Origin of the sequence: Siphonobacter sp. BAB-5385, assembly GCF_002261125.1 — a bacterium.
Classification (GTDB): Bacteria; Bacteroidota; Bacteroidia; order Cytophagales; family Spirosomataceae; genus Siphonobacter.
In genome coordinates, this window is sequence record NZ_NMPS01000084.1 from 1 (window position 1) to 21,663 (window position 21,663).

Sequence of the window (21,663 nt, forward strand, 5' to 3'; positions counted from 1 at the left end):
GAAAAATGGCGGCATTGAAAAAGGGCTGAAAGCGGTACTGGACGAAAATGCCCGCGTGGCCAAATTTGGCTTTACGGCTACGGAGCTGGAGCGAGCGAAACAAAACCTGCTAACGGGTACTGAAAAACGCTTCAAGGAGAAAGATAAAACCAAGTCGGAAGCATTTGCGATGGAGTACATGAATGACTTCATCAATGATGTACCTTCCATGGGCGTAGAAAAAAACTTTGAGTTCGTAAAAGCTGAATTGCCCGGTATTACGCTCGAAGAAGTGAATGCCTTACCTAAAACACTGCTGACGAAGGAAAACCGGGCCGTTATTGTAATGGCTCCCGAAAAGGACAAGGCGACGCTTCCAAAAGAAGCCCAATTGCTGGACTGGATCGATAACTCCGGGCAGAATGTAACGGCTTACGTGGATGAAGTCATCTCGAAACCTTTGCTGGCGGCAGCACCCAAAGCGGGTAAAGTAACCGCCGAAAAGCAGATTCCCGAAATTGGTGTAACGGAGCTGACGCTTTCCAACGGACTGAAAGTAGTACTGAAACCCACGGATTTCAAAAACGACGAGGTGGTGTTTAGCTCGTACAGTTTCGGGGGAACTTCGCTGTATCCATTAGCGGATTACATCGACGCTGATCAGTCGAATGTGATTGCCGCCCAGGGTGGGGTAGCGGAGTTCTCAGCTACGCAACTCAAAAAATACCTGACGGGTAAAGTGGCTAATGTTTCTACCTACGTGGGTGAACTGACGGAGGGAATGAACGGCTCTTTCTCACCCAAAGATGCTGAAACGGCTCTGCAACTCATTTACGCGAATTTTGTAATGCCCCGTAAAGACCCAGAAGTCATCAAAGGGTATCTGGGAAATATGAAAGATGAGCTGGAGCAGAAATTCGCAACCCCCGATCCGCAGGGCGTCTTTTTCGATACGCTTTCCGCAGTAATGGGTGGCTATAATCCCCGCCGGTTACCCATGAAACCTGCCGATGTGGATAAGATTAACGTGGACAAAGCCATGCGTATCTATAAAGAACGCTTTGCCAACGCGTCGGATTTTACGTTCTTCTTCGTCGGAAATTTCAAGGTTGACGAATTTAAACCCCTGCTGGAAAAATACCTGGGTAGTTTGCCGAGTACGGGTAAAAAGGAAACGTACAAAGACCTGAACATCCGTCCGCTGAAAGGTAAAGTCAACAAAACCGTCTATCGCGGGATTGACGACAAAGCGGCGGCTCAACTCGTATACTCCGGCGATTTTGTGTATACGCCCGAAAACGAAACCAATTTGAGTGCCATCGAAGAGATTCTGAATATTAAGCTCATCGACGAAATTCGGGAAAAGGAAAGTGGCGTGTACTACATCTACGCTCAGGCCAGTGCCGAAAAATTACCGAAGCCTCATTATACGCTGAGCATCGGCTACGGTACGAATCCGGGTCGTATTGAAGAACTAGCCACCAAAACGCTGGCGATTCTGAACGACATGAAGAAAAATGGTCCTTCACAAGCCGATCTGGACAAGTACAAAATCGAAACCAAACGGCAACTGGAAGTACAGATGAAAGAGAACCGTTTCTGGCTGGGATCCCTGTCGTCGAGCTACCAGAAGAGCGAAGACCCTAAAGATGTACTGAAAGAAATGAAGCTGGTCGATCAGGTAACCGTCGCTTCGGTAAAAGCAATGGCCGCCAAGGTATTCGGTGGTAATCTGATTAAAGCCGTACTGCTGCCCGAGAAAAAGCAGGCCACGAGTAGTAAATAAGGGAAAATTCAGCACCCTAAAGAGCCGGATGAATGGAAGCATTGCGTAACCATTCGTCCGGCTTTTCTCTTAAATTTTATAGAAACTAGAGGGTAAATCCTGCCGGAGACCGTCTATTCGAAACATGCGGGTTGTTCTTCTAAACCTAATTACCTCTTTACGCACCCAATGGTATGAATATGAATCCTACACAGGTAAGCGATCCCCTGGCGTCTACGAAAATGGGAAATTTCCGCTGGACGGTCGTGGCTTTACTCTTCTTCGCTACTACCATCAATTACGTTGACCGTCAGATTATTGGGTTACTCAAGCCAACGCTGGAAAAAGAGTTCAACTGGACGGAATCTGATTACAGTCTGATTGTAACCTTCTTTTCGGCCGCGTATGCCGTGGGCTTGCTGTTGTTTGGACGAATTGTCGATAAAGTAGGTACGAAGATGGGATATACTATTTCCATCATATTCTGGAGTATTGCCGCCATGTTACACGCCTTGGTGAGTAGTACGGCCGGTTTCATCACCGTACGGGTATTATTAGGTTTAGGCGAAGCCGGAAACTTTCCCACCGCCATCAAATCCGTAGCCGAGTGGTTTCCTAAAAAAGAACGGGCACTGGCCACGGGAATTTTTAACTCCGGAGCAAACATCGGAGCCGTGGTAGCTCCCATTCTGGTACCCTGGATTTTGGGTGTATACGGTTGGGAAGCTGCGTTTCTGGCGACCGGAGCTATTGGTTTTGTATGGCTGGTGTTCTGGTTGGTATTATACGAAGTACCCGCTCGTAAGAAAAACATGGATCCCACCGAGTACGCTCACATTCACAGTGATAGCGATCTGGCGGCAGCTACGGCTGAAACCGAAGGTGGTTCCGTATCCTGGGGTCGGCTGTTGGGCATTCGACAAACCTGGGCTTTCATTTTCGGTAAAATGCTCACCGATCCCATCTGGTGGTTTTTCCTGTTCTGGTTGCCTTCGTACTTTGCTGAACGCTTCCAGTTAGATCTGAAAAAGCCGAGTCTGCCACTGATCATCGTATATACGGCTACGACGATTGGTAGTATTGGTGGCGGCTATCTGTCGGGCTATTTTATCAAACGAGGTTTCCCCGTATTCAAGGCTCGTAAAACGGCGATGCTCATTTTTGCTCTGGCCGTCGTCCCCATCATCAGTGCTAAATACATCAACGATATTTGGGTAGCCGTGGCCCTGATTGGTCTGGCCGCCGCCGCTCACCAGGCCTGGAGTGCAAACATCTTCACCACTGCTTCGGATATGTTCCCCAAACGAGCCGTTAGTTCAGTGGTCGGCATGGGTGGTATGGCCGGTTCCATCGGCGGTATGCTTTTCCCGATTCTGATTGGCTATCTGCTGGATTACTACAAAGGACAGGGTAACATTGTCGCTGGGTACAACGTGGTATTTATCATTTGCGGTTTTGCCTATCTGGTGGCCTGGGGTGCCATGCACATCTTCGCTCCCAAAATGGAAGAGGTAAAACTTTAAGTTGCATAAGCCAGTATTTTCCGGCTTTTTTGAAGGCGAATGAAAGATCTTTCATTCGCCTTTTTCGTATTAAAAACCCTTTTGCATGAAAAGCAAGTTATGGTACGGATTGGTCTTAACCCTTCTGGTGACGATTCAATCCTACGCTCAACAGCAATTTGAGAAGGAAATTCAGGCATTTGAAACGCAGGACCAGACCACGCCGCCGCCGAAAAATCCGATTCTGTTTGTGGGGAGTTCTACCTTTCGGCTGTGGTCGGATATGCAGGAGGCCTTTCCCGAGCAGCCCATTATCAACCGGGGCTTTGGCGGTTCTACACTGACGGACGTCGTATACTACTACGATCGATTGATTCCCAAGTATAAGCCGAAACAGATCGTCATTTACTGTGGTGAAAACGACATCGCTACGGGTAAGAACGCTAAGAATACCTACCTGGAATTTTTCAGATTGTACGGAAAAATCCGCAAGGATATGCCCCGAGTACCCGTGATTTTCATCTCAGCAAAACCGGCTCCTTCCCGCTGGGACAAACGGGATGCCATGCAGGAATTCAACCGACTTGTCAGCTCTTTCTTGGATGGCGAAGAGGATGCCGATTACCTGGATGTATGGCCCGTAATGTTGAATGAAAGTTTGCGTCCCGAACCCATCCTGTTCAAAGCCGACAGTCTGCACATGACTCCTGAAGGCTACCGCCGCTGGACCGAAGTACTGAAACCTTTGTTAGTAGATTAAAGCGTTTTGGGTTTTGAGCAACCGCTGTTGCTGTTTAGCGTTTTGAGTGGACGGACCTTGGAAAAGATGCGATAGACATTCAAAACCTAACTCAAAACGATCAACCCTAAACCCCAAACTCAGATTTTTATGAACATTGTCTTATTAGACGGCTATACGCTCAATCCGGGTGATCTGGACTGGGCTCCGCTGGAGCAGCTGGGTTCTTTCCAGGTCTATGACCGCGTGAAGTCCGAAGAAGTAGTTGAAAAGGCGAAGGAAGCCGATATTCTGCTGACCAATAAAGCAAAGATTACCCGGGAAGTGCTGGAGCAATTGCCCAACGTAAAATACATTGGCGTGACCGCCACGGGGTACAACATCGTCGATACCGAAGCCGCCCGGGAACGGGGCATTCCGGTGACCAATGTGAGTGATTACAGCTCCCGGGCCGTAGCCCAGCACACCTTTGCCCTGATGCTGCATTTCACGAATGACGTGGCTCGTCTGGGTGAATCAGTGCGAGCCAAGGCCTGGGCTCAGAGCCCGGATTTCTGCTATTCCTTTCAGCCGTTGACGGAGCTTTCCGGAAAAACGCTCGGCTGGTGGGTTTTGGAAGTATTGCCAAACAGGTTGCTCAGATTGGTCATGCGTTTGGCATGCGTATTCTGGCCCATCGTCGGCACGCGAAACCCGAATTAACCCACCCCTACGTGGAAATGGCCAGTCTGGAGGACGTGTTTCGGGAAAGCGATTTCGTATCGCTGCATTGCCCGCTCACGTCGGAAACGCAGGGGCTGGTGAACGCCGAACGCCTGAGCTGGATGAAGCACACGGCTTTGTTGATCAATACCGGTCGCGGTCCGTTAATCGTAGAGCAGGACCTGGCGGATGCTCTCAACGCGGGTACAATTGCCGGAGCGGGTCTGGACGTACTCTCCGTCGAGCCACCCAGTCTGGATAATCCACTCACTGAAGCTAAAAACTGCCTCATTACGCCACACGTAGCCTGGCTGGCTTTCGAAGCCCGGCGGCGGTTGCTTCAAATGGCAGCCGATAACATCCGTGCCTTCATGAACGGTACACCAATCAACGTGGTGAATTAGAAAATGATGCCTCACAAATCCGAAGAAAAGCCAATTGTTGGACCTTTCTTCGGATTTATTTATCAATGCTATAACTAGTGAATTAACTATTTTCGTAGATTTCCGAAAATTTCGGATGTATGGTTATGGAAAAATTGACTCCCGCTGAAGAAACGGCCATGCTGACGCTCTGGCGATTAGAACGCGGTACCTTAGGCGTCATTCTGGAAGAAATGCCCGAGCCCAAACCGCATTACAACACCCTGGCTTCTGCTTTTAAAAACCTGGAGAAGAAAGGGTACGTGCTATTTCGCCGATACGGGAATGTATACGAGTACTATCCGGCCGTAAGTCGCGAACAAGTGGCGGATCGGATGGTGGAAGAGTACTTCGATGATTCGTACAAGAACCTAGTTACGCATTTTGCCAAGGAGCAAAAGATATCGGCGGAGGACCTGCGGGAAATTTTATCCATGATCGAAAAAGGCCAATAATATGCAAACGCTGGTGTATCTCTTACAGGTGAGTTTAAGCTTGGCGGGTTTCGCGGGTTTATACGCTTTGTTACTGAAAAAAGAGACCTACTACCAGTGGAACCGCTGGTATTTCTGGGTTGCCGGAATAGCCTCGCTACTGGTTCCGGCCTGGAACGAGTGGTTTTCGCAGCGGGAAAGCATCCAGCAAGTAACCACATACGTACCGGATTTGAGTTTTCAGTATGCTGCTCAACAGGTAGCCGACTCGCCGTATCCGTCAGCGGAGTCCATGGTACTAGGGCTTTGGTTGATGGGCGTATTGGTCATGAGTGTTCGCCTGGTACGCCAGTTGAGGAGTGTGTATCAACTCTACCGAAATTCCCACATGCAGTATGTAGGGGAGCAGAAGGTGCAGGTACCGGCGTCCGAAACGGCTCCTTTCTCCTTTTTTCACTGGATCTTTATGAATCCAACCCTGTTTACTCCTCTGGAACTCAAGGAAGTACTCTTGCACGAACAGATACACGCCCGGCAAGGTCATTCCTGGGATGTACTGATGGGGGAGATCCTGCAAATCGTATTTTGGTTTAATCCCCTGATTTGGTGGTGGAATAAAACGGTCCGTCAGAATCTGGAATATCTGGCCGATTATACGGTACTGGCTAGCGGCCTGAACGCCCGGCATTATCAATACCATTTGTTACGGCAAAGCGGTCTGGCCGTGCCCGTACGTACGCACTTTAGCGTTTCTGAACTCAAAAACCGGATTCGTCAAATCAATACCCCTTCGTCGGCCCCCTGGAAGGGAATCAAGTTATTGCTTCTAGTGCCCTTGCTGGGCTTCTGGATTATGGCGTTTACGCCCCGGCGAGTCATGGAAAAAATCGTAATACTACCCGCCAGGCAACAGCAACCGGTAGCCACGGATACGATTCCTCCGGTTCTGCCCGCAAAAATAATCCTGACGAAGAAACAAACGCCTCGAACGAAATCTGCGAATTCGCCCAAAACAACTTCGACTACGCCAGCTACATACGCGTATTTCCTCGACGATCGTAAAACGACCCGTGAAGGAATAGACGGCTTAAATCCTGATGAGATTAAAGAAATGCAGATCGTAAAATCGGAAGCTGAGCCCACTCGGAAAGAACTTCGAATTTACACCAGAGAACCTGTTCCGGTACAAATGAAGGTCAACGCTACTGCTAAACCGCTATATCTGGTCAATGGGGAAGAGGTTGAAAATTTAGATGCAATCAAACCCGACCAGATCGAGAGTATTAACGTTCTAAAAGATGCGAAGTCGACGGAGCAGTACGGAGAAAAGGCAAAACATGGAGTCATACTTGTTACCTTGAAAGAGCAGTAGAAAAGGCCCCTGTACGGGGGCCTTTCTTCATTTTTAGTAATCACCTCCGGCACCTCCGCCACCAAAACTACCACCACCAAAGTCCCAGCCGCCACCACCACCGCCACTGCTGCCCCCCCAACTACCGGAGGAGCTTCCCCAACTCGACATCGTCGCGTAAGGCACGAACCAGGGCATACCACCCCCGGGACCGCCCGAATTTCGGCAACCGCGTCCCATCAAACGGGAAATAACAATGAAGCCTACGACGGCAATGACCAAAAAGATGATTACGCCGCTCATCGGAAGCTCCGTATCGTCACTGGCCTGATCGTTCTTGTATTCTCCACTGGCCCGGCGAATGATTTCGCTGGTCGCGTCATCCAGCCCTTTGAAGTATTGTTGCTGCTTAAACGCCGGAGCAATCCGATCGGAAATGATACGTTTGGCTACGGCATCCGGAATGGCTCCTTCCAGACCATCTCCGGAAGCAATGTATAGTTTACGCGTTTCCGTGGCCCACAGTAACACGAGACCATTGTCTTTGTCTTTCTGTCCAATACCCCATTTACGTCCGATCTGAAAGGCATAGTCGCCGGGTGGATAATCACCCGTCGTTTTCACGATCACAATCACAATCTGATTGGACGTGGAATCCATAAAACCTTTTAGCTTTCGCTCGAGCTGGTCTTTTTCGCCGCCCGCTAACATCCCTACGTAATCATTAACAAAACGGGCTGGAACCGGACGCTCGGGAATATCCTGGGCAAAAGCAACAACGAAACTCAGAATTGCAAAGACCAGCCAGAGTCCCTTCCGTAGCACTTGCAAAAATGGCATGTGGGTCATGACTGTAATAAATAAAAAATGGATCGTACTAAGGCCAAGCTGTAGCCAATCCCATAAATAAATAGATAGTTACTGGAATGAAATGTCATCGGGAAGCTCATTGCGATCCTCTGACTGGTAAGGGAAATACGCCTTTAACTGCTTCCCTGCCATTTCGATACCCGTTCGCAACCCCGCTACCAGATCATCCTGCCGGAAGTGTTGCCGCATGGCATCGCGGGTAGTATCCCAAAAATCAGCCGGTACCACCTTATTGATCCCATCATCCCCCCAGATGGCAAATTTCCGGGCTTCCAGAGCGATGAAAAATAGGACGGCATTTCGCTGGGCTGTTTTATGCATTTCCAGCTTGGCGAATACTTCCTTCGCTCGTGCAATGGGGTCCAGGGGTGAAGGTGATTTCTCTTCAATGTGTACCCGAATCTCACCGGAAGTTCGCGTTTCGGCCTGCTTGATAGCCGCAATGATTTCCTGTTGCTGAGCCTCGCTAAGCATATGTGATGGCTGATAAGCTTCGAGGACCAACGTACACGTACGCTGGCCCTCAAGCGAATTAGAATTGAACTTTTGGAGCTTTTTCCGTTCCTGGATCGGATTCGAAGTACGCTTTAGCAGGGAAACCAAACATACCGCTGAGCAGATTGGTCGGGAATGAGCGAACCTTCTGGTTATACTGCTTAACGGCGTCGTTGAAATCGTTACGGGACACTTTGATTCGGTTTTCCGTACCTTCGATCTGAGCCTGCAAATCCCGGAAACTATCACTCGCCCGCAGTTGGGGATAATTTTCAGCAACGGCCAGTAATCGGGACAGCGAACCATTCAGTTGCGACTGAGCCTCTTGAAAACGCTGAATATTTTCGGGTGTAAGCTGATCGGCGGTGAATTTAATGGATGTTGCATTGGCCCGGGCATTCACTACATCCGTAAGCGTCTTCTGTTCAAAGTTGGCTGCTCCCTTAACCGTGGCAACCAGGTTCGGGATCAGGTCGGCCCGCCGTTGGTAATCGGATTGCACCTTACCCCAAGCGGTGTTTACATTTTCGTCCTGTTGTACTAAACCGTTGTACGAGCAACCGCCCATCAGTACAACTAAAACAATGATAGCAATGGTAGCGATGATTCCGCGTGACATATTCTATGAAAGGTTTTAATTCGGGTTTTGGCTGACTATTTAAAATTGTTGGGCCAAAGCTAGTTTTTTCGGCCAGACTTGTATACGATTTTGGGATGAAATGAAAATAGCCGGATGGTCGATCCGGCTATTTAGTGATGAACGGAAAGCCCGCGAAGGCTATTTTTCCCACTGCTTATTGAGAATTTTGGATTTAATGATAAAAAGCGGTCGGCCTTTCGACTGAAAAAAGATCCGCAGTACGTATTCACCGATAATTCCGAGGCCGAACAAATTCAGTCCACCGAAGAAGATAATGGCAAATAGCGTCGCTGGAAAGCCTTGCGGAACGTCCATGCCTAGTACATATTTCTTGATGAGGTTGTAAATGAAATACATCATCGAGAAGGCAATAGCCGTACCTCCTAGTCGGGTGAGCAGTTTAATGGGAAACTCGCTGAAGTTGAAAATCCCGTTGTAAGCCAGTTTAAACAACAGAGCAAACGAATATTTCGATTCACCCGCTATTCGTTCGTCGCGTTCGTATTCTACGCCCGTCTGCTTGAAACCCACCCAGGTACGCATCCCCCGCAAATACCGGCTCTCTTCGGGCATCGCATTCATGACGTCTACAACCCGACGCGAAACCAGAGCGAAATCGCCGCTATCGAGCGGAATATCAATGTAAGAAATAGAACGTAGAATCCGGTAGAAGGAATGGTACGCCAGCCGTTTGATCCAGCCTTCTTTCCGTTTCCGCCGTACGGCGTATACCACGTCGTACCCTTCTTTATAAAGTTTGTAAAAGTCTTCGAGTAATTCAGGAGGATCCTGTAAATCACCATCAATCACCATGATGGCTTCCGTGCCCCGTGCTTCGTTCATACCGGCCGAAAGAGCCAGTTGGTGACCGTGATTACGAGCCAAAAACACACAATGATAACGCGGATCGGAAAGAGCCAGTGCCTGCATGAGCGTAGCCGTATTGTCGCGGCTGCCGTCGTCGATGAGTACCACCTCAATCGTAAGCGGGAGGCGGTCCATCAGACTATTTAAACGCTCCACCAGGTGAGGAAACGTCTCACTCTCGTTATACAGGGGGGCGACTATCGAAATTTGTGGATTATTCAATGGGAAAGTTGCTAAGAAGGTTGCCGCCAAAATTTACTGACAAAAATATACTCAAATTGATAACTTATTCAAGGTTGGATACCGTTTTAGCGTCGTACCGTCCTGATACAGAACCTGAAGCTCGTAAACTCCGGGTCGTAGCATGTCTTTCGGAAGCTCCGCCTGACCTCCTACGCCCTGCCGGAACGGATTGCGGCCCGTATTAGGTAATGGCTGGAACGGAATCAGGTACTGCTCGGAGCGTTCCGTCGATTTAACGTGCAGGAGCAACAAGCTGTTACGACCTCTGGGAACGGTAAGCTCCGGTTGGGTAAGCAGGTAATGCGTGGCAGTTTCCTGCGTCTGTAAAGATAAAACCTGGCTTTCGGCGGACTGAGCCAGCACTGGATCGAAAAAGTGAATCGGTGGGTTGTAAATTCCCTGTTCGAGTGGCGTCATGAAGTTACGCTGAATATACGGCTCCAGAAACGATCCACGCGTGGCTCCCAGACCGATGCCCGCATGGTATTGGTTGAAGGTAGCCGTCAGTAAGTTCTTCCGTCGGTCTTCGACAATCGGGAAGTACGCCAGATAAAGTCCCAGATAGATCAATACGCTGGCGGGGATGAGCCACTTCGGTGTCCGGGCGTAATCGCGTCGCATGCTCAGCCAGGCCATATACGCTACGCAAAGGAAAAGCGTAGGGTAAAGCTTGTAGTTACTGATGAGCATGACGTGGTAACCAAAATGCGGTCGTAAGACGGCAATGATGGTGTTGTTGGCCAGTAGAAACAGGGCCGTACCCAACAGGAAATCCTGCACGAAACGGTCCTGATCCGGTACGGATGATACGCCCGTTGTACGGAAGTAACCAAGTAATACCGGCCAGATGTTTTTCCGGAACCACAGGACCGCAATCGTCATTAATCCAACACCGGCCAGGGTCGGCAGGATGTAACGCCAGGGGGCGGAAGCATTCGGGAAAAAATCAAAAGCCGCTCCCAGGTAGGTGAAGAAGCCCAGCAGGGATAATTGCGGAGCTTCAAGAAATTTACTGAAACTCTTCCCGTTTGCCGTCGAGGGATAGTGGTAATAATAGCCAGCAATAGCCAGAGCCATAGCTAAACCCCAGATGAGGAGAAAAGAGTACCGTTTGCGTAAAACCAGAATAACACCGCCCGCAATCCAGACAAACATTCCATTGCTCATCGTGAACGTCGTGATGAAGGCCAGTACCAGGGCTCCGGCAGCCGAAGCGGGTGTTCCTTTCGCCAGCACAAAAAGCGTAGCAAAGGCAAAAAAGAGCAGCGGTTCATGTTGCAAGCCGGCGTTGGTCAGGAACGTCAACAGGTAATGTTGCGGCTGAAACATGAAGAGGGTAACCGGCAGGAAATACCACAGCGACAGCCGCATTTGCCGAAATGCCAGTAGGAACAATACCCAGATAAATACCTCAGTCAGGTTCGCCAGGGCCTGCATCCAGACGTATTGCAGCTCGCCCGTCAGGTAGTAGGTAGCCAGTACGAGTAGCTTGGCCGTAACCATCCGGTGCTCGTTATTGGGCAGGAAAAGCCAGTACGCTTTTTCGGACCAGGTTGAAGCGTTCTGAAATTCCAGGAAGAAGCCGGAAAGCGATTCGTAATCGTCAAACCAGGCTACGTTTAATACATAGGAGAAGAAAAAAACGATAAAAACAGCAAGCGGTAAGCCAACGATAAGCTGAGATAGGAACGAATTACTGGACGTCTTCATCGAAATTAATTGATTCGGAAACAATGAACTCCGGGCGTTTTTTTAATTCATCGAAAATACTGCCGATGTATTCACCCAGTACGCCGATGGTCAGCAGTTGGATGCCGCCGAAGAAAATGACCATGATAACCGTGGAAGCCCACCCCGGCACCAGACTTTGCGGACGCAACACGCTGCTGGCAAACACCCATACGGCCAAACCAAGCCCCACCAGAATACTAATAAATCCCAGTGAAAGAGCTACTGTCAGGGGTTTTTTGCTAAAATACAACAGGCCGGTCTGAGCGAATTTCAGCATCTTCGAAAGCGGATACTTCGTTGCTCCGGCAAACCGCTCCTCCCGGGAATACTCGATGGGTACCTGCTTGAAACCCATCCAGCTAATCAGGCCCCGGATGTATTTATTGCGTTCCTGAAGTTTTTTAAACTCCCGGATCACTTTGGCATCAATCAAGCGGAAATCGCCCGTATCCAAGGGTAGGGGAACTTCCGATAATGAATTAATAAGCCGGTAAAAGGTACGAGCCGACCAGAGTTTGAAAAAGCTTTCCCCCTTCCGCTCTTTCCGTACGGCATACACTACGTTAGCCTGTTCTTTCTGGTACAGGTCTACCATCGCCGGGAAAAGCTCTGGTGGATCCTGCAAATCGGCATCGATGATGATGGCAATAGTGCCCGAGCAGTACCGGATTCCCGCCGATACTGCCGGTTGGTGACCAAAATTTCGCGAAAACGAGAGTACCCGTACCCTGGGGTCCTGTACAGCTAACTGCTTTAACAGGGTTAAGGTTTTATCACGACTGCCGTCATTGATGAAAACCAGTTCGTAACGCCAGCCCTGGCTTTGTACTACCTGGGTGAGTCGCCGATAGGTTTCACCAATGACTTCTTCCTCATTAAAACAGGGGACAATAACCGAAAGATAAATCTCTTCAGGATTCAAGGTAATAAGGATTAAATGATGGATTCTACTACGTAAAGCAGAAGTATATAACCGTACATGCCTTCGAAACGGGTAGTAAGCCGGCCTATCTACTCATCAGTCAAAGAGCGAAAAGGTTACTCTTTGGTTTGTAAAATCAATGCTTTTTTACCGAAAAACTGCGATTCACACTTATTCCAAAGGTGGGTTGTATTTTCCTTGATGTCTTCCGTAAACAAAGATGCTGGGACATGCTGAAGCGGTGCAATGGTCACGGTATCCTGCTTCGACTGCCGGATGTACGCATAACGCTCTGTTAATTCCCGATCGTACTGAGCGGCCGTTCCTGTGGTTAAGTCGCGGGTCATCATCCGGAAGTTCTTGTTGAACGCGTACGCCACGGGTACGGCCAGCAAGGCCAGCACCAGCAAGGCCTTCAGAATGGCGGGTTGGGCTACTTCAAGGCTTTTCGTTTCCCGAAGCCAGAGTACGCTTACCGTCAGGTTATAAAACAGACCCGTCAGGTAGAAATAATAGACCGTATTAGTGATGCGTACCGGCACTTCATCCATACCAACCCCGTAAAAATACGGGAAGAAGAGGAGAGGCGTCAGTCCCGCCCAGACCAGCCAACCCGCCCAGGGACGAATCCGCAGGTACGAACGGAACGCCCGATCTTCCCGGTGAGCCAGCCATACCAGCCAGAATACCACAAAAATTAAAATCAGTGGCATCCAGTGCAGGGCCAGTTCAGCCGTCGTACGGAACGACATGGGAAGCGAGAAGACCAGATTACCACCCAGTGGATTCGCGTGCTGACGCACTTTCGAACCCGGCGATTGCAGAATGAAGTAGCTACTGACCAGCGTGACCCCTAGCAAAAACACTAAACGCAGGTCGAGCTTACGGTTGAAAAGCAGTTGGTACAACAGAAAACTGCCCAGCAGACCGCCCAGTAAAATGACGAACATTTCACAAAGCCCTACAATACCCACAATGAATACGGCTGCCAGTACTAACCAGGCATTGGCTGCTGTAGAAGAACGACTTTCGTACACTTTACTTAGAATGACCAGCAGGAAAGTCGTCAGGATCTGGGGCAAAATGTAGGTATACGAAACCGTAGCCCAGTAAAAACCTTCAGCCAGACTCGCCATTTGCAGGACATAGGCAATGACCAGAGCCGCCGTAATCATGAATTTATGAGCGGACGAAACCTTGAATAAAACGCCGACCAAAGCATACAGCGACCAGAAGGTCGTTAGCAGATAGACAATCGGCAGTACTTTGAAATACCAGAAACCATTGGCAAACAAAGGCGTCACGTGGAAGAGGACATTCGCCAGGTAGCGTCCGCTCCACTGTTCGTAATAGAACTGCGTAGACCACCAGATGCCGTAATCACGGGCCATGTAAGCAAAACAGAAATCGTCGGCAGCACTGGGGTGATTATAAAAACTCAGGGCAATGATGGGAACTACCGTAATGAGCAGGAGGAATACCCAGGCTGGTAGAATCCAGTACCTTTTCGAAAGAAAGTCAGACATAAAGCGTGGAAGGCATTAATAACGAAAGCGATTTTTAAGGTTGTTGATGGGTTTTCAATGATGTACCAGGATAACGTAGCTACTAGAATAGTTAACAAGGTATACGCAGCAAAGTTGAACAGATAGCTTTCTTCCAAGGCTGGGATCTCCCGGTAAATACGGTGCATCAGGCGATACACGGGGTGGGTAGGCGGCGTATGGTAGTGGTTATACACAAAGTTGTGATACAAATAAATACCGTAGCTGATACGACCCAGGTAGATGCTGACCGGGTTTTCCAGTATCCACTTCATCACCCCATCGTAGCCTAAGATGGCTTTCCCAATCAGGAAAAAAGCAAAGATGGAACCCGCTAGTCGCTCGAATACACTGTTGAGGGATTGATGCGGATCGGCAGAAATATGGTACCAGTACAAACTGCCCCCCAGAATAATCAATCCCAACCAGACCAAGGCCGTATGACGGAAAATTCGCTGAAAATGGCTCAGTTGGAAAATGTAGAGATAGGCGAGAAAACCACCCAGTCCGAACGAATCCAGGCTGGTAGGCATCAGTACGTAGGAAACAAACCAGGGTTCGCCTTTCAAAAAATAGTACAACCGCAGGGAAACACTGCCAACGATAAACGCAACGAGTATTTTAGGCAAATGCCGGGTCGGAACGAAGAAGACCAGGAACGGGAAGAAGATGTAAAACTGTTCTTCCACGGCCAGCGACCACAAGTGGTCCATCGACCCCAGCCAGGTTTCATAATGGGCAATGTAAATATTGGTAGCATACAACGCCAGCCAGAGGAATTTTTCGCGGGCAGGCGGTACGTTAAACAGAACCAGTAGGAAAATAACGAGGTAATAAATCGGAAAAATCCGGATGGTACGGCGAATGAAGAATTTCTTCAGATACGTGCTTAGACCATTTTCACGGGGCTGGTACTGATGCTTGCTCTCAATCAGAATACGGGTAATGAGAAAGCCACTCAGTACAAAAAAGATCGTAACCCCAATGGGACCAATGGGAAGGGTATTGAACCCGGCCAGCAGGTGATCGTATAAAACCAGAAAGACAGCGATAAAGCGGATTCCGTCCAGTTGCTTGAAGTAGGATTCCTGTTTTATTGCGGTTCTCGGTACATCTATCGGGGTTGCTGACATGGAAACGATGAATTTATATCGCAGTATGCTATGGTCGGTTGAACAGAATCAGGTAAAACGAGCAAACACCGACTAACCTTTGAAATAAACCAAAGGAGCCTAGTTAACTCTAATGACTTACGAACGGAAAGTAAAGGCTGTGGGTGAGCTATAAATCAGTCCTTTGAAGCCGTGAATACTACTGATTCCATTCAAAATCAGGGGCTAATTTCTTAAAGTTCTTTCAAATAGCCTTGAATTATTTTTTGGTGAAACCGTTCATCCACTCATTCAGATGGTTCTGAGAGCGGCTCAAAGCCTCTGACAATGAGTTAGTTTTATTGGAATTAATCCACGAAATTTGCTGTACGATCTACGCTGCCTTAAAGTATTTTAACGCTCCAGATGAATGAGTAAGGTCGTTTTGACGTTACTAAATTAATTCCCTCGAATTTTTTGATTGGCTTCGGCTAACCTAACCATACCCTGATTTCCACCTGATTTGGTTTATGGAAGCACTTTCTGTTTTTACGGGTACCTCTACACCGCTTTTGATGAATGGGTCGAAAGAGCGAATCGTCGTGATTCCGACTTACAATGAAATTGAAAATATTGAAACGGTTCTTCGCAAGGTTATGAGCCTGGAGCCGACTTTCGATGTTCTGATCGTGGACGATGGTTCCCCCGATGGTACGGCTCTTAAAGTGAAACAATTGCAGGATGAATTCGGTGATAATCGCATTCACCTGCTCGAACGCAAGGGTAAGCTGGGCCTGGGCACGGCCTATCTGACGGCTTTTAAATATGCCCTCAAAAAAGGCTATCAGTACATTTTCGAAATGGATGCGGACTTTTCCCACAATCCCGACGATCTGGTACGACTATGGCGGGCCTGTGCCGAAGAAGGCAACGATCTGGCCATCGGTTCGCGGTACATTCAGGGCGTAAATGTGGTGAACTGGCCGATGGGTCGGGTACTGATGTCGTATTTTGCCGGTGTCTACGTGCGTTTCATTACGGGAATGCCCGTGATGGATGCGACTGCGGGTTTTAAGTGCTACCGTCGCCGGGTGCTCGAAGCGATTGATCTGGATTCCATTCGTTTTGTCGGGTACGCCTTCCAGATTGAAATGAAATTTACTTCCTGGAAGTATGGATTCAAACTCAAGGAAGTACCGATCATTTTTACCGATCGCACGAAAGGCGTTTCCAAAATGTCCACGAAGATTTTTAAGGAAGCTTTCCTGGGCGTCATTCAGTTGAAAGTAGACAGCTTCTTTAAACGTTACATCCGCGAATCCGTAGAGACGTTTGAAGCAATTAAGCTGGAACCCCAGCGGAGCTAAACCCGTCCGTACGTTATAAAAGGAAAGCCCGTCAATCACTTGACGGGCTTTCCTTTTATAACAGTAAATCTGGTCAGTAACCGGATGAGTTAATCAAGAATTTTCCACTTACCCAGACCCCATTTCGACAGGCGATACAAAAGGGATGTTCGCAGTACGCCTAGTCCGTACTTGGAACTGCGAAGGAAGTTGATGGAAGAAGCTTCGTCAAAATACTTGGTCGGGCAGGTTACTTCCGCAATTTCAAAGCCTTTCCAGAAAATCTGGGCAATCATTTCGTTATCAAATACAAAGTCGTCATCGCACTTGTCGAAGGGGACTTTTTCCAGTACTTCCCGCGAGAAGGCCCGGTAGCCCGTGTGGTATTCGGATAATTTCTCGTTGAGTAACACATTCTGTACAAACGTCAGAAAGCGATTGGCAATGTACTTGTACATGGGCATTCCGCCTTTCAAGGCTCCCTTGCCCAGAATACGTGAGCCAAATACGACCGGATACAAATCATTTCCGATGATGGAAATCATGGCCGTCAGCAGCAGAGGCGTATACTGATAATCCGGGTGCAGCATAATCACAATGTCACCGCCCAGTTCCAGAGCCTTTTTATAACAGGTTTTCTGATTCCCTCCGTATCCTTTGTTTACGTCGTGGCGGATGACATGCTGAATGCCCAGGGCTCGAGCGACTTCCACGGTATTATCCGGACTATGATCGTCAACGAGTACCACTTCATCAACCAAATCAAAGGGAATTTCCCGGTACGTGCGTTCTACCGTAAGAGCGGCCCGGTACGCGGGCATAACCACAACGACTTTTTTATTATTGTACATAGATTGTAATGATCCATACCTCGCCCTGGTCAGTCAAACTTGGCACGGGTAAACAAGAGGAGTTTGCAGGGGAATTGAAATAAACCCCAAATTTACGTCTACCCGTTGGTATTATTGGTATAAGCAACCAATTCCTACAAAGAAACCCAGGGTTCATCTATACAAAAGGATCAGATAGTAGCCTGAAATGAGTAGCGGTTAGCCTGGCGAAAAAAGGTTATGAAAACAGGTTGACGCGTTTTTAACGTAGATTGTCAGAGATTCGCTCCCTCACAGGCGGCGTCCTTACTATGAAGAAGTTTGATAAATCAAGCATTCGGGTATTTCAGCGAAGACTGGCCAATCTGAGTCCCCGGAACCGATCGCTTTTGCTCCTAAACTTACCGCAGGAACAGTTTCTGGATGTGCATGACCTGGACTTTCTGTCCGGCACCTCTTCGTTTGAGGTCATTACGGCCTGCATTGCGGGTAAAAGCAACGTATTACTCTGCGATGTACTTGATGCCCGGTACGAAAAGGTCAATGAAGTTTCCAAACGCCTCCGACGCATGGCCCGTACCGCCGCATTTATCGAGGCTGAACGGGGTACTGAAGATTTGTATCTAGGCTGGCCGCTGGTGCAAGGAAAGTTTTCGGATGGCACGGTAGTACGGGCTCCCTTACTGTTCTGGCCCGTCAATCTACGGATGACCCCGCAAAATCGCTGGGTGCTTGATCGCCGGGATGAACCGCTTTCGCTGAATCGATCGCTAGTCATGGCCTACGCTCATTTTAACGGGCTACGGCTGTCGGAAGAATTGTATGAAAAAGATTTCGAAGACTTTCCCAAAGATTCCCTGGCCTTTCGGACGGCTTTGTACGAATGGCTGAAAGAAACGGCCCTAAACCTCAATTATAATTCCGACCTGTTTGAAAATCAGCTTCAGTTTTTTCCAAAACTTTTAAAGAGCGACCTCGAACGTACCGAACGCAATGGCGAGCTTCAGCTATTGCCGCATGCGGTACTGGGGATTTTTCCGCAGGCCGGTTCGTATCTGGTTCGGGATTACGAAGCCCTGCTGGTGGACGAAACGGAAGAGTATTCTCCTGTGGAATCAGCCCCTACGCAATACCAGAAATTACGGGAAGCGGATATGCTGACCCCATTTTTGCTGGATGCTTCGCAGGAGGCAGCTTTCCGGCGAATTAAAAAGGGCGAATCCTTGGTGATTCAGGGACCGCCAGGAACGGGAAAATCCCAGTTAATCTGTAATCTCATTGCCGACTTCACGGCTCAGGGAAAACGGGTGTTGGTTGTGAGTCAGAAACGGGCGGCGTTGGATACCGTTTACGAGCGGCTTTCGCTGGCGGGCTGGCAACCTTTTGTGGCAAATCTGCACGATTTTCAGCACGATCGGAAAAGCCTGTACGATCAGATTGCCGGACAAATTGATCGAATTGACGAGTACCGACGCCTGAATACCAGTCTGGATGCGATCTTACTCGAACGGGAGTTTACACAAAATGCCCACCAGATTGACCGTATTCAGCAGGAGTTAGAGGATTTCAAAACCGCCCTGTTTGATACCCGTGTTTGTGGGCTTTCCCCGAAAGAATTATATCTGACTTCCCAGCCGCAGGAAGATCATTTTGAACTGGGCGAATCGTACCAATCCTTTCACTTTGATACCTACGCCGAAACGCTACGGCGGTTCAAACGCTACGAGTCGTATGCGACCCGTTTAGGAACCGATCATCCCTGGGCGGACCGGGTGAGTTTTAGTGGGCTGAGTTTTCAGGCAGTACCGCAGATACGAACCCTGATGCAGCAAGTGCCGAATCAGGTAGAAGAATTGAGCCGACAGTGGGAACAACTGATGGGGCGAAAACTTTCCTGGACGGAGATGCGTACCCTTCCGGTTGAAGCTTTACAGACCTTTCAGCGTCAACTTACTCCAGGATTAGAACCCTGGCTACAGAAAGTACACCGGCAGCAAATTCCCGATTGGGAAAGCTGGCCCGAACGACGGGCCCTCGAACGAATTGAACAAGCCGGCTTGCTTCACACGACGCGGAGAAGTTCAGAACTGACCGAACTCCGTGTCCGCCTGGAAACGGCTCTGCAAGCCCGTACTTCTATGGTCAAGTGGTTATTTTTCAAGGAAAAAGAGATCATTCGGGCCGATGCCGAACAACAAGGGCTATCGCTGGAATTGGCTGATTTGCAAGAATTGAAAACCCGACTGGATCGCCGGATCGAAGCCGAGCAATACATGCGAAGATGGACGGAGCAAGCGGAGGTGACGGTAGTTGTGGAAGATTGGTCGGTTTCCAGGGAACACTGGGAACGCGTATCAATGCAACTCAAGCAAGCCAGTGAATTATATCAACAGATACAACGGGGGCCTTCGTTACTAAAAGAGCTACATTTTGAAGGCTTACGGTCCTTTCGTAATCAACTGGAAACGGCTTTGCAACTAGCGGACCAGTTCCAGAAGGCGTATCAGTCCTGGCGAGTGTACCTGACCGACAGTCAAATCGAACAGCTGATCCAACAGCCCGATATTGCCGTTCCCGTTTTAACGACGAGCCTTACGGACGATTTTGAATGGCTGCACGAGTGGGATACGCTTAAAAATCACCTTAGTACCGCCGAACGGGAGATACTTCAGCGGTATGAGGGGCAAACGCTCGTAGCCGCTTTCGATAATTCATTACGACTAGCCTGGCTCGATCACCTGGAAGTACAGCATCCCATTTTACGAAGCGTATCGGGGCTGGGCATGAGCCAACGGGAAGAGGAATTACGGGCAGCCGTCATTCGGAAACAGGAGCTGGCCGGGGAGATTGGCCGAATGCGATTGCGTGAACAAACCTACCAGTCGCTCGAAACCAATCGGCTGGGAAATACGATTACGTATCGTGACTTACGTCACCAGGTAACCAAGAAGCGGCTGATTTGGCCCGTGCGACAGGTACTGGCTACGTTTGCGGAAGAGATTTTTTCGTTGGTACCTTGCTGGCTGGCCTCGCCCGAAACGGTATCGGCCGTTTTTCCGTTTCGTCGGGGGGCAGAACCCTTATTTGATCTGGTCATTTTTGATGAAGCTTCCCAGTGCTTTGCTGAGCAGGGCTTACCAGCCATGTTTCGGGGTAAGCAGGTTGTGATTGCGGGCGATAGTCAGCAACTTCAACCCTCGGATTTATACCGTGTTCGGTTTGAAGAAGAAACGGAAGACGTACCTGAACTGGAAGTCAGTAGTTTGCTGGAACTGATGGCCCGTGACTTGCCGCAAGTGATCCTGCAGGGGCATTATCGCAGCCGATCGCTGGATTTGATCGATTTTTCCAACCAGCATTTTTACCAGAATCGCCTGAAGTTACTGCCGGACTTTCAGGAAATGAACCGCCGCGAAGGAGCTATCCGATATTGGAAAGTAGAAGGCGAATGGAAAAATCAGAATAACCTCGTTGAGGCCGAAGCCATCCGCTCGCTGGTGGAAGACTTGGTACGGCAGGAACCCGAGCGGTCCATCGGGGTGGTGACGTTCAATGCTCCCCAACAACGCCTGCTGGAAGATACGCTTGAGGGCCTTTCCCCCAAGCCTGATTCATTATTCATTAAAAACCTGGAAAATGTACAGGGAGACGAACGGGATATTATCATTTTCTCCATCGGCTATGCTCCTGATGAGCGGGGTAGGGTAGCTCTGCAATTTGGTGCACTCAATCAGGCGGGGGGCGAAAACCGGCTGAATGTAGCCATCACGCGGGCTCGCGAACGCATTTATGTGGTGACGAGCCTCTGGCCGGAACAGCTACACGTGGAAGAGACCGTAAATGCCGGACCTAAACTGCTGAAACAATACCTGAACTTTGCCCGCCAGGTGTCACAGGGTGCGTATAAACCGAAACCGCTCATCAGGGCAGAGCTACAGTCCAATCAATTACTGAAAGATCAACTGCAAAGACAGCAGCCCCAGTGGAAGAACGAATTGCCCTTTGCCGATCTGGTCGAGAAAGAGCAGGAATACTATAAACGGCTGATTTTGACCGACGATGATGTATATTATCAAAGTTTGAGTGCGAAGGAAGCTCACGCGTACTTCCCCCTGAGTCTGGAACGGAAAGGGTGGCGGTATCAACGCATCTGGAGCCGGGAGTGGTGGAAAAGGCAGGGTTAGGGCACA

Annotated in this window: 18 protein-coding genes; 9 read left to right on the plus strand and 9 right to left on the minus strand. The window is 49.1% G+C overall.

What is annotated here, in order from left to right; all coding sequences use genetic code 11:
• The 7 genes from BWI93_RS08125 to BWI93_RS08150 all read left to right on the plus strand — a co-directional run.
• Window positions 1–1,765, plus strand: a 1,765-nt coding sequence (locus BWI93_RS08125) for an insulinase family protein (protein WP_176454166.1), incomplete at its 5' end; no start/stop codon positions are given.
• A gap of 179 nt (window positions 1,766–1,944) precedes the next feature.
• A complete protein-coding gene (locus BWI93_RS08130; RefSeq protein ID WP_094810169.1) occupies window positions 1,945–3,267 on the plus strand; it encodes an MFS transporter in 1,323 nt (440 codons plus the stop codon).
• Window positions 3,268–3,352: 85 nt separating this feature from the next.
• Window positions 3,353–4,006: a GDSL-type esterase/lipase family protein gene (locus tag BWI93_RS08135; RefSeq protein ID WP_094810060.1), complete on the plus strand. Its 654-nt coding sequence runs from the start codon at window positions 3,353–3,355 to the stop codon at window positions 4,004–4,006.
• A 129-nt stretch (window positions 4,007–4,135) separates the two neighbouring features.
• The gene (locus tag BWI93_RS29480) at window positions 4,136–4,687 is read left to right on the plus strand and encodes a hypothetical protein (RefSeq protein ID WP_369679123.1); all 552 of its coding nucleotides are present in this window, start codon (window positions 4,136–4,138) and stop codon (window positions 4,685–4,687) included.
• Window positions 4,591–5,091, plus strand: a complete 501-nt coding sequence (locus tag BWI93_RS29485) for an NAD(P)-dependent oxidoreductase (protein ID WP_369679124.1) — start codon at window positions 4,591–4,593, stop codon at window positions 5,089–5,091. Before BWI93_RS29480 ends, BWI93_RS29485 begins: the two co-directional genes overlap by 97 nt.
• Window positions 5,092–5,216: 125 nt before the next feature.
• Window positions 5,217–5,564, plus strand: a complete 348-nt coding sequence (locus BWI93_RS08145; RefSeq protein ID WP_094810171.1) for a BlaI/MecI/CopY family transcriptional regulator — start codon at window positions 5,217–5,219, stop codon at window positions 5,562–5,564.
• Window position 5,565: 1 nt separating this feature from the next.
• The gene (locus tag BWI93_RS08150) at window positions 5,566–6,915 is read left to right on the plus strand and encodes a M56 family metallopeptidase (RefSeq protein ID WP_094810062.1); all 1,350 of its coding nucleotides are present in this window, start codon (window positions 5,566–5,568) and stop codon (window positions 6,913–6,915) included.
• A 33-nt stretch (window positions 6,916–6,948) separates the two neighbouring features.
• Here BWI93_RS08150 and BWI93_RS08155 read toward each other — a convergent pair whose 3' ends face one another.
• From BWI93_RS08155 to BWI93_RS08190, 8 genes are all read right to left on the minus strand, one after another.
• Entirely contained in the window at window positions 6,949–7,734 is a 786-nt protein-coding gene (locus BWI93_RS08155) for a YgcG family protein (protein ID WP_176454167.1), read from the minus strand.
• A gap of 78 nt (window positions 7,735–7,812) precedes the next feature.
• On the minus strand, window positions 7,813–8,238 hold the full coding sequence (locus BWI93_RS08160) for a TPM domain-containing protein (RefSeq protein ID WP_094810066.1): 426 nt from the start codon (window positions 8,236–8,238) through the stop codon (window positions 7,813–7,815).
• Window positions 8,239–8,296: 58 nt separating this feature from the next.
• Window positions 8,297–8,878, minus strand: a complete 582-nt coding sequence (locus tag BWI93_RS08165) for a LemA family protein (protein ID WP_094810068.1) — start codon at window positions 8,876–8,878, stop codon at window positions 8,297–8,299.
• Window positions 8,879–9,037: 159 nt separating this feature from the next.
• Window positions 9,038–9,988, minus strand: a complete 951-nt coding sequence (locus tag BWI93_RS08170) for a glycosyltransferase family 2 protein (RefSeq protein ID WP_094810070.1) — start codon at window positions 9,986–9,988, stop codon at window positions 9,038–9,040.
• A 51-nt stretch (window positions 9,989–10,039) separates the two neighbouring features.
• On the minus strand, window positions 10,040–11,719 hold the full coding sequence (locus BWI93_RS08175) for a hypothetical protein (protein WP_094810072.1): 1,680 nt from the start codon (window positions 11,717–11,719) through the stop codon (window positions 10,040–10,042).
• Entirely contained in the window at window positions 11,703–12,662 is a 960-nt protein-coding gene (locus tag BWI93_RS08180; RefSeq protein ID WP_217902246.1) for a glycosyltransferase family 2 protein, read from the minus strand. The genes BWI93_RS08175 and BWI93_RS08180 overlap by 17 nt, the downstream gene beginning before the upstream one ends.
• 116 nt (window positions 12,663–12,778) lie before the next feature.
• Window positions 12,779–14,188, minus strand: coding sequence for a hypothetical protein (locus BWI93_RS08185; RefSeq protein ID WP_094810074.1), 1,410 nt, complete (start codon window positions 14,186–14,188; stop codon window positions 12,779–12,781).
• Window positions 14,119–15,339 carry an acyltransferase gene (locus BWI93_RS08190; protein ID WP_094810076.1) on the minus strand — a complete coding sequence of 407 codons (1,221 nt, stop codon included), beginning with the start codon at window positions 15,337–15,339 and terminating at the stop codon, window positions 14,119–14,121. Before BWI93_RS08190 ends, BWI93_RS08185 begins: the two co-directional genes overlap by 70 nt.
• A 533-nt stretch (window positions 15,340–15,872) precedes the next feature.
• Between BWI93_RS08190 and BWI93_RS08195 the strand changes: the two genes are divergently transcribed.
• Window positions 15,873–16,664: a polyprenol monophosphomannose synthase gene (locus BWI93_RS08195; protein ID WP_094810175.1), complete on the plus strand. Its 792-nt coding sequence runs from the start codon at window positions 15,873–15,875 to the stop codon at window positions 16,662–16,664.
• An 89-nt stretch (window positions 16,665–16,753) separates the two neighbouring features.
• On the opposite strand, the gene BWI93_RS08200 is transcribed toward BWI93_RS08195, so the two are convergent.
• On the minus strand, window positions 16,754–17,494 hold the full coding sequence (locus BWI93_RS08200; RefSeq protein ID WP_094810078.1) for a glycosyltransferase family 2 protein: 741 nt from the start codon (window positions 17,492–17,494) through the stop codon (window positions 16,754–16,756).
• Between the two features lie 290 nt (window positions 17,495–17,784).
• Here BWI93_RS08200 and BWI93_RS08205 point away from each other — a divergent pair, with 290 nt between their 5' ends.
• Window positions 17,785–21,657: an AAA domain-containing protein gene (locus tag BWI93_RS08205; protein WP_094810080.1), complete on the plus strand. Its 3,873-nt coding sequence runs from the start codon at window positions 17,785–17,787 to the stop codon at window positions 21,655–21,657.
• Window positions 21,658–21,663 lie beyond the last annotated feature (6 nt).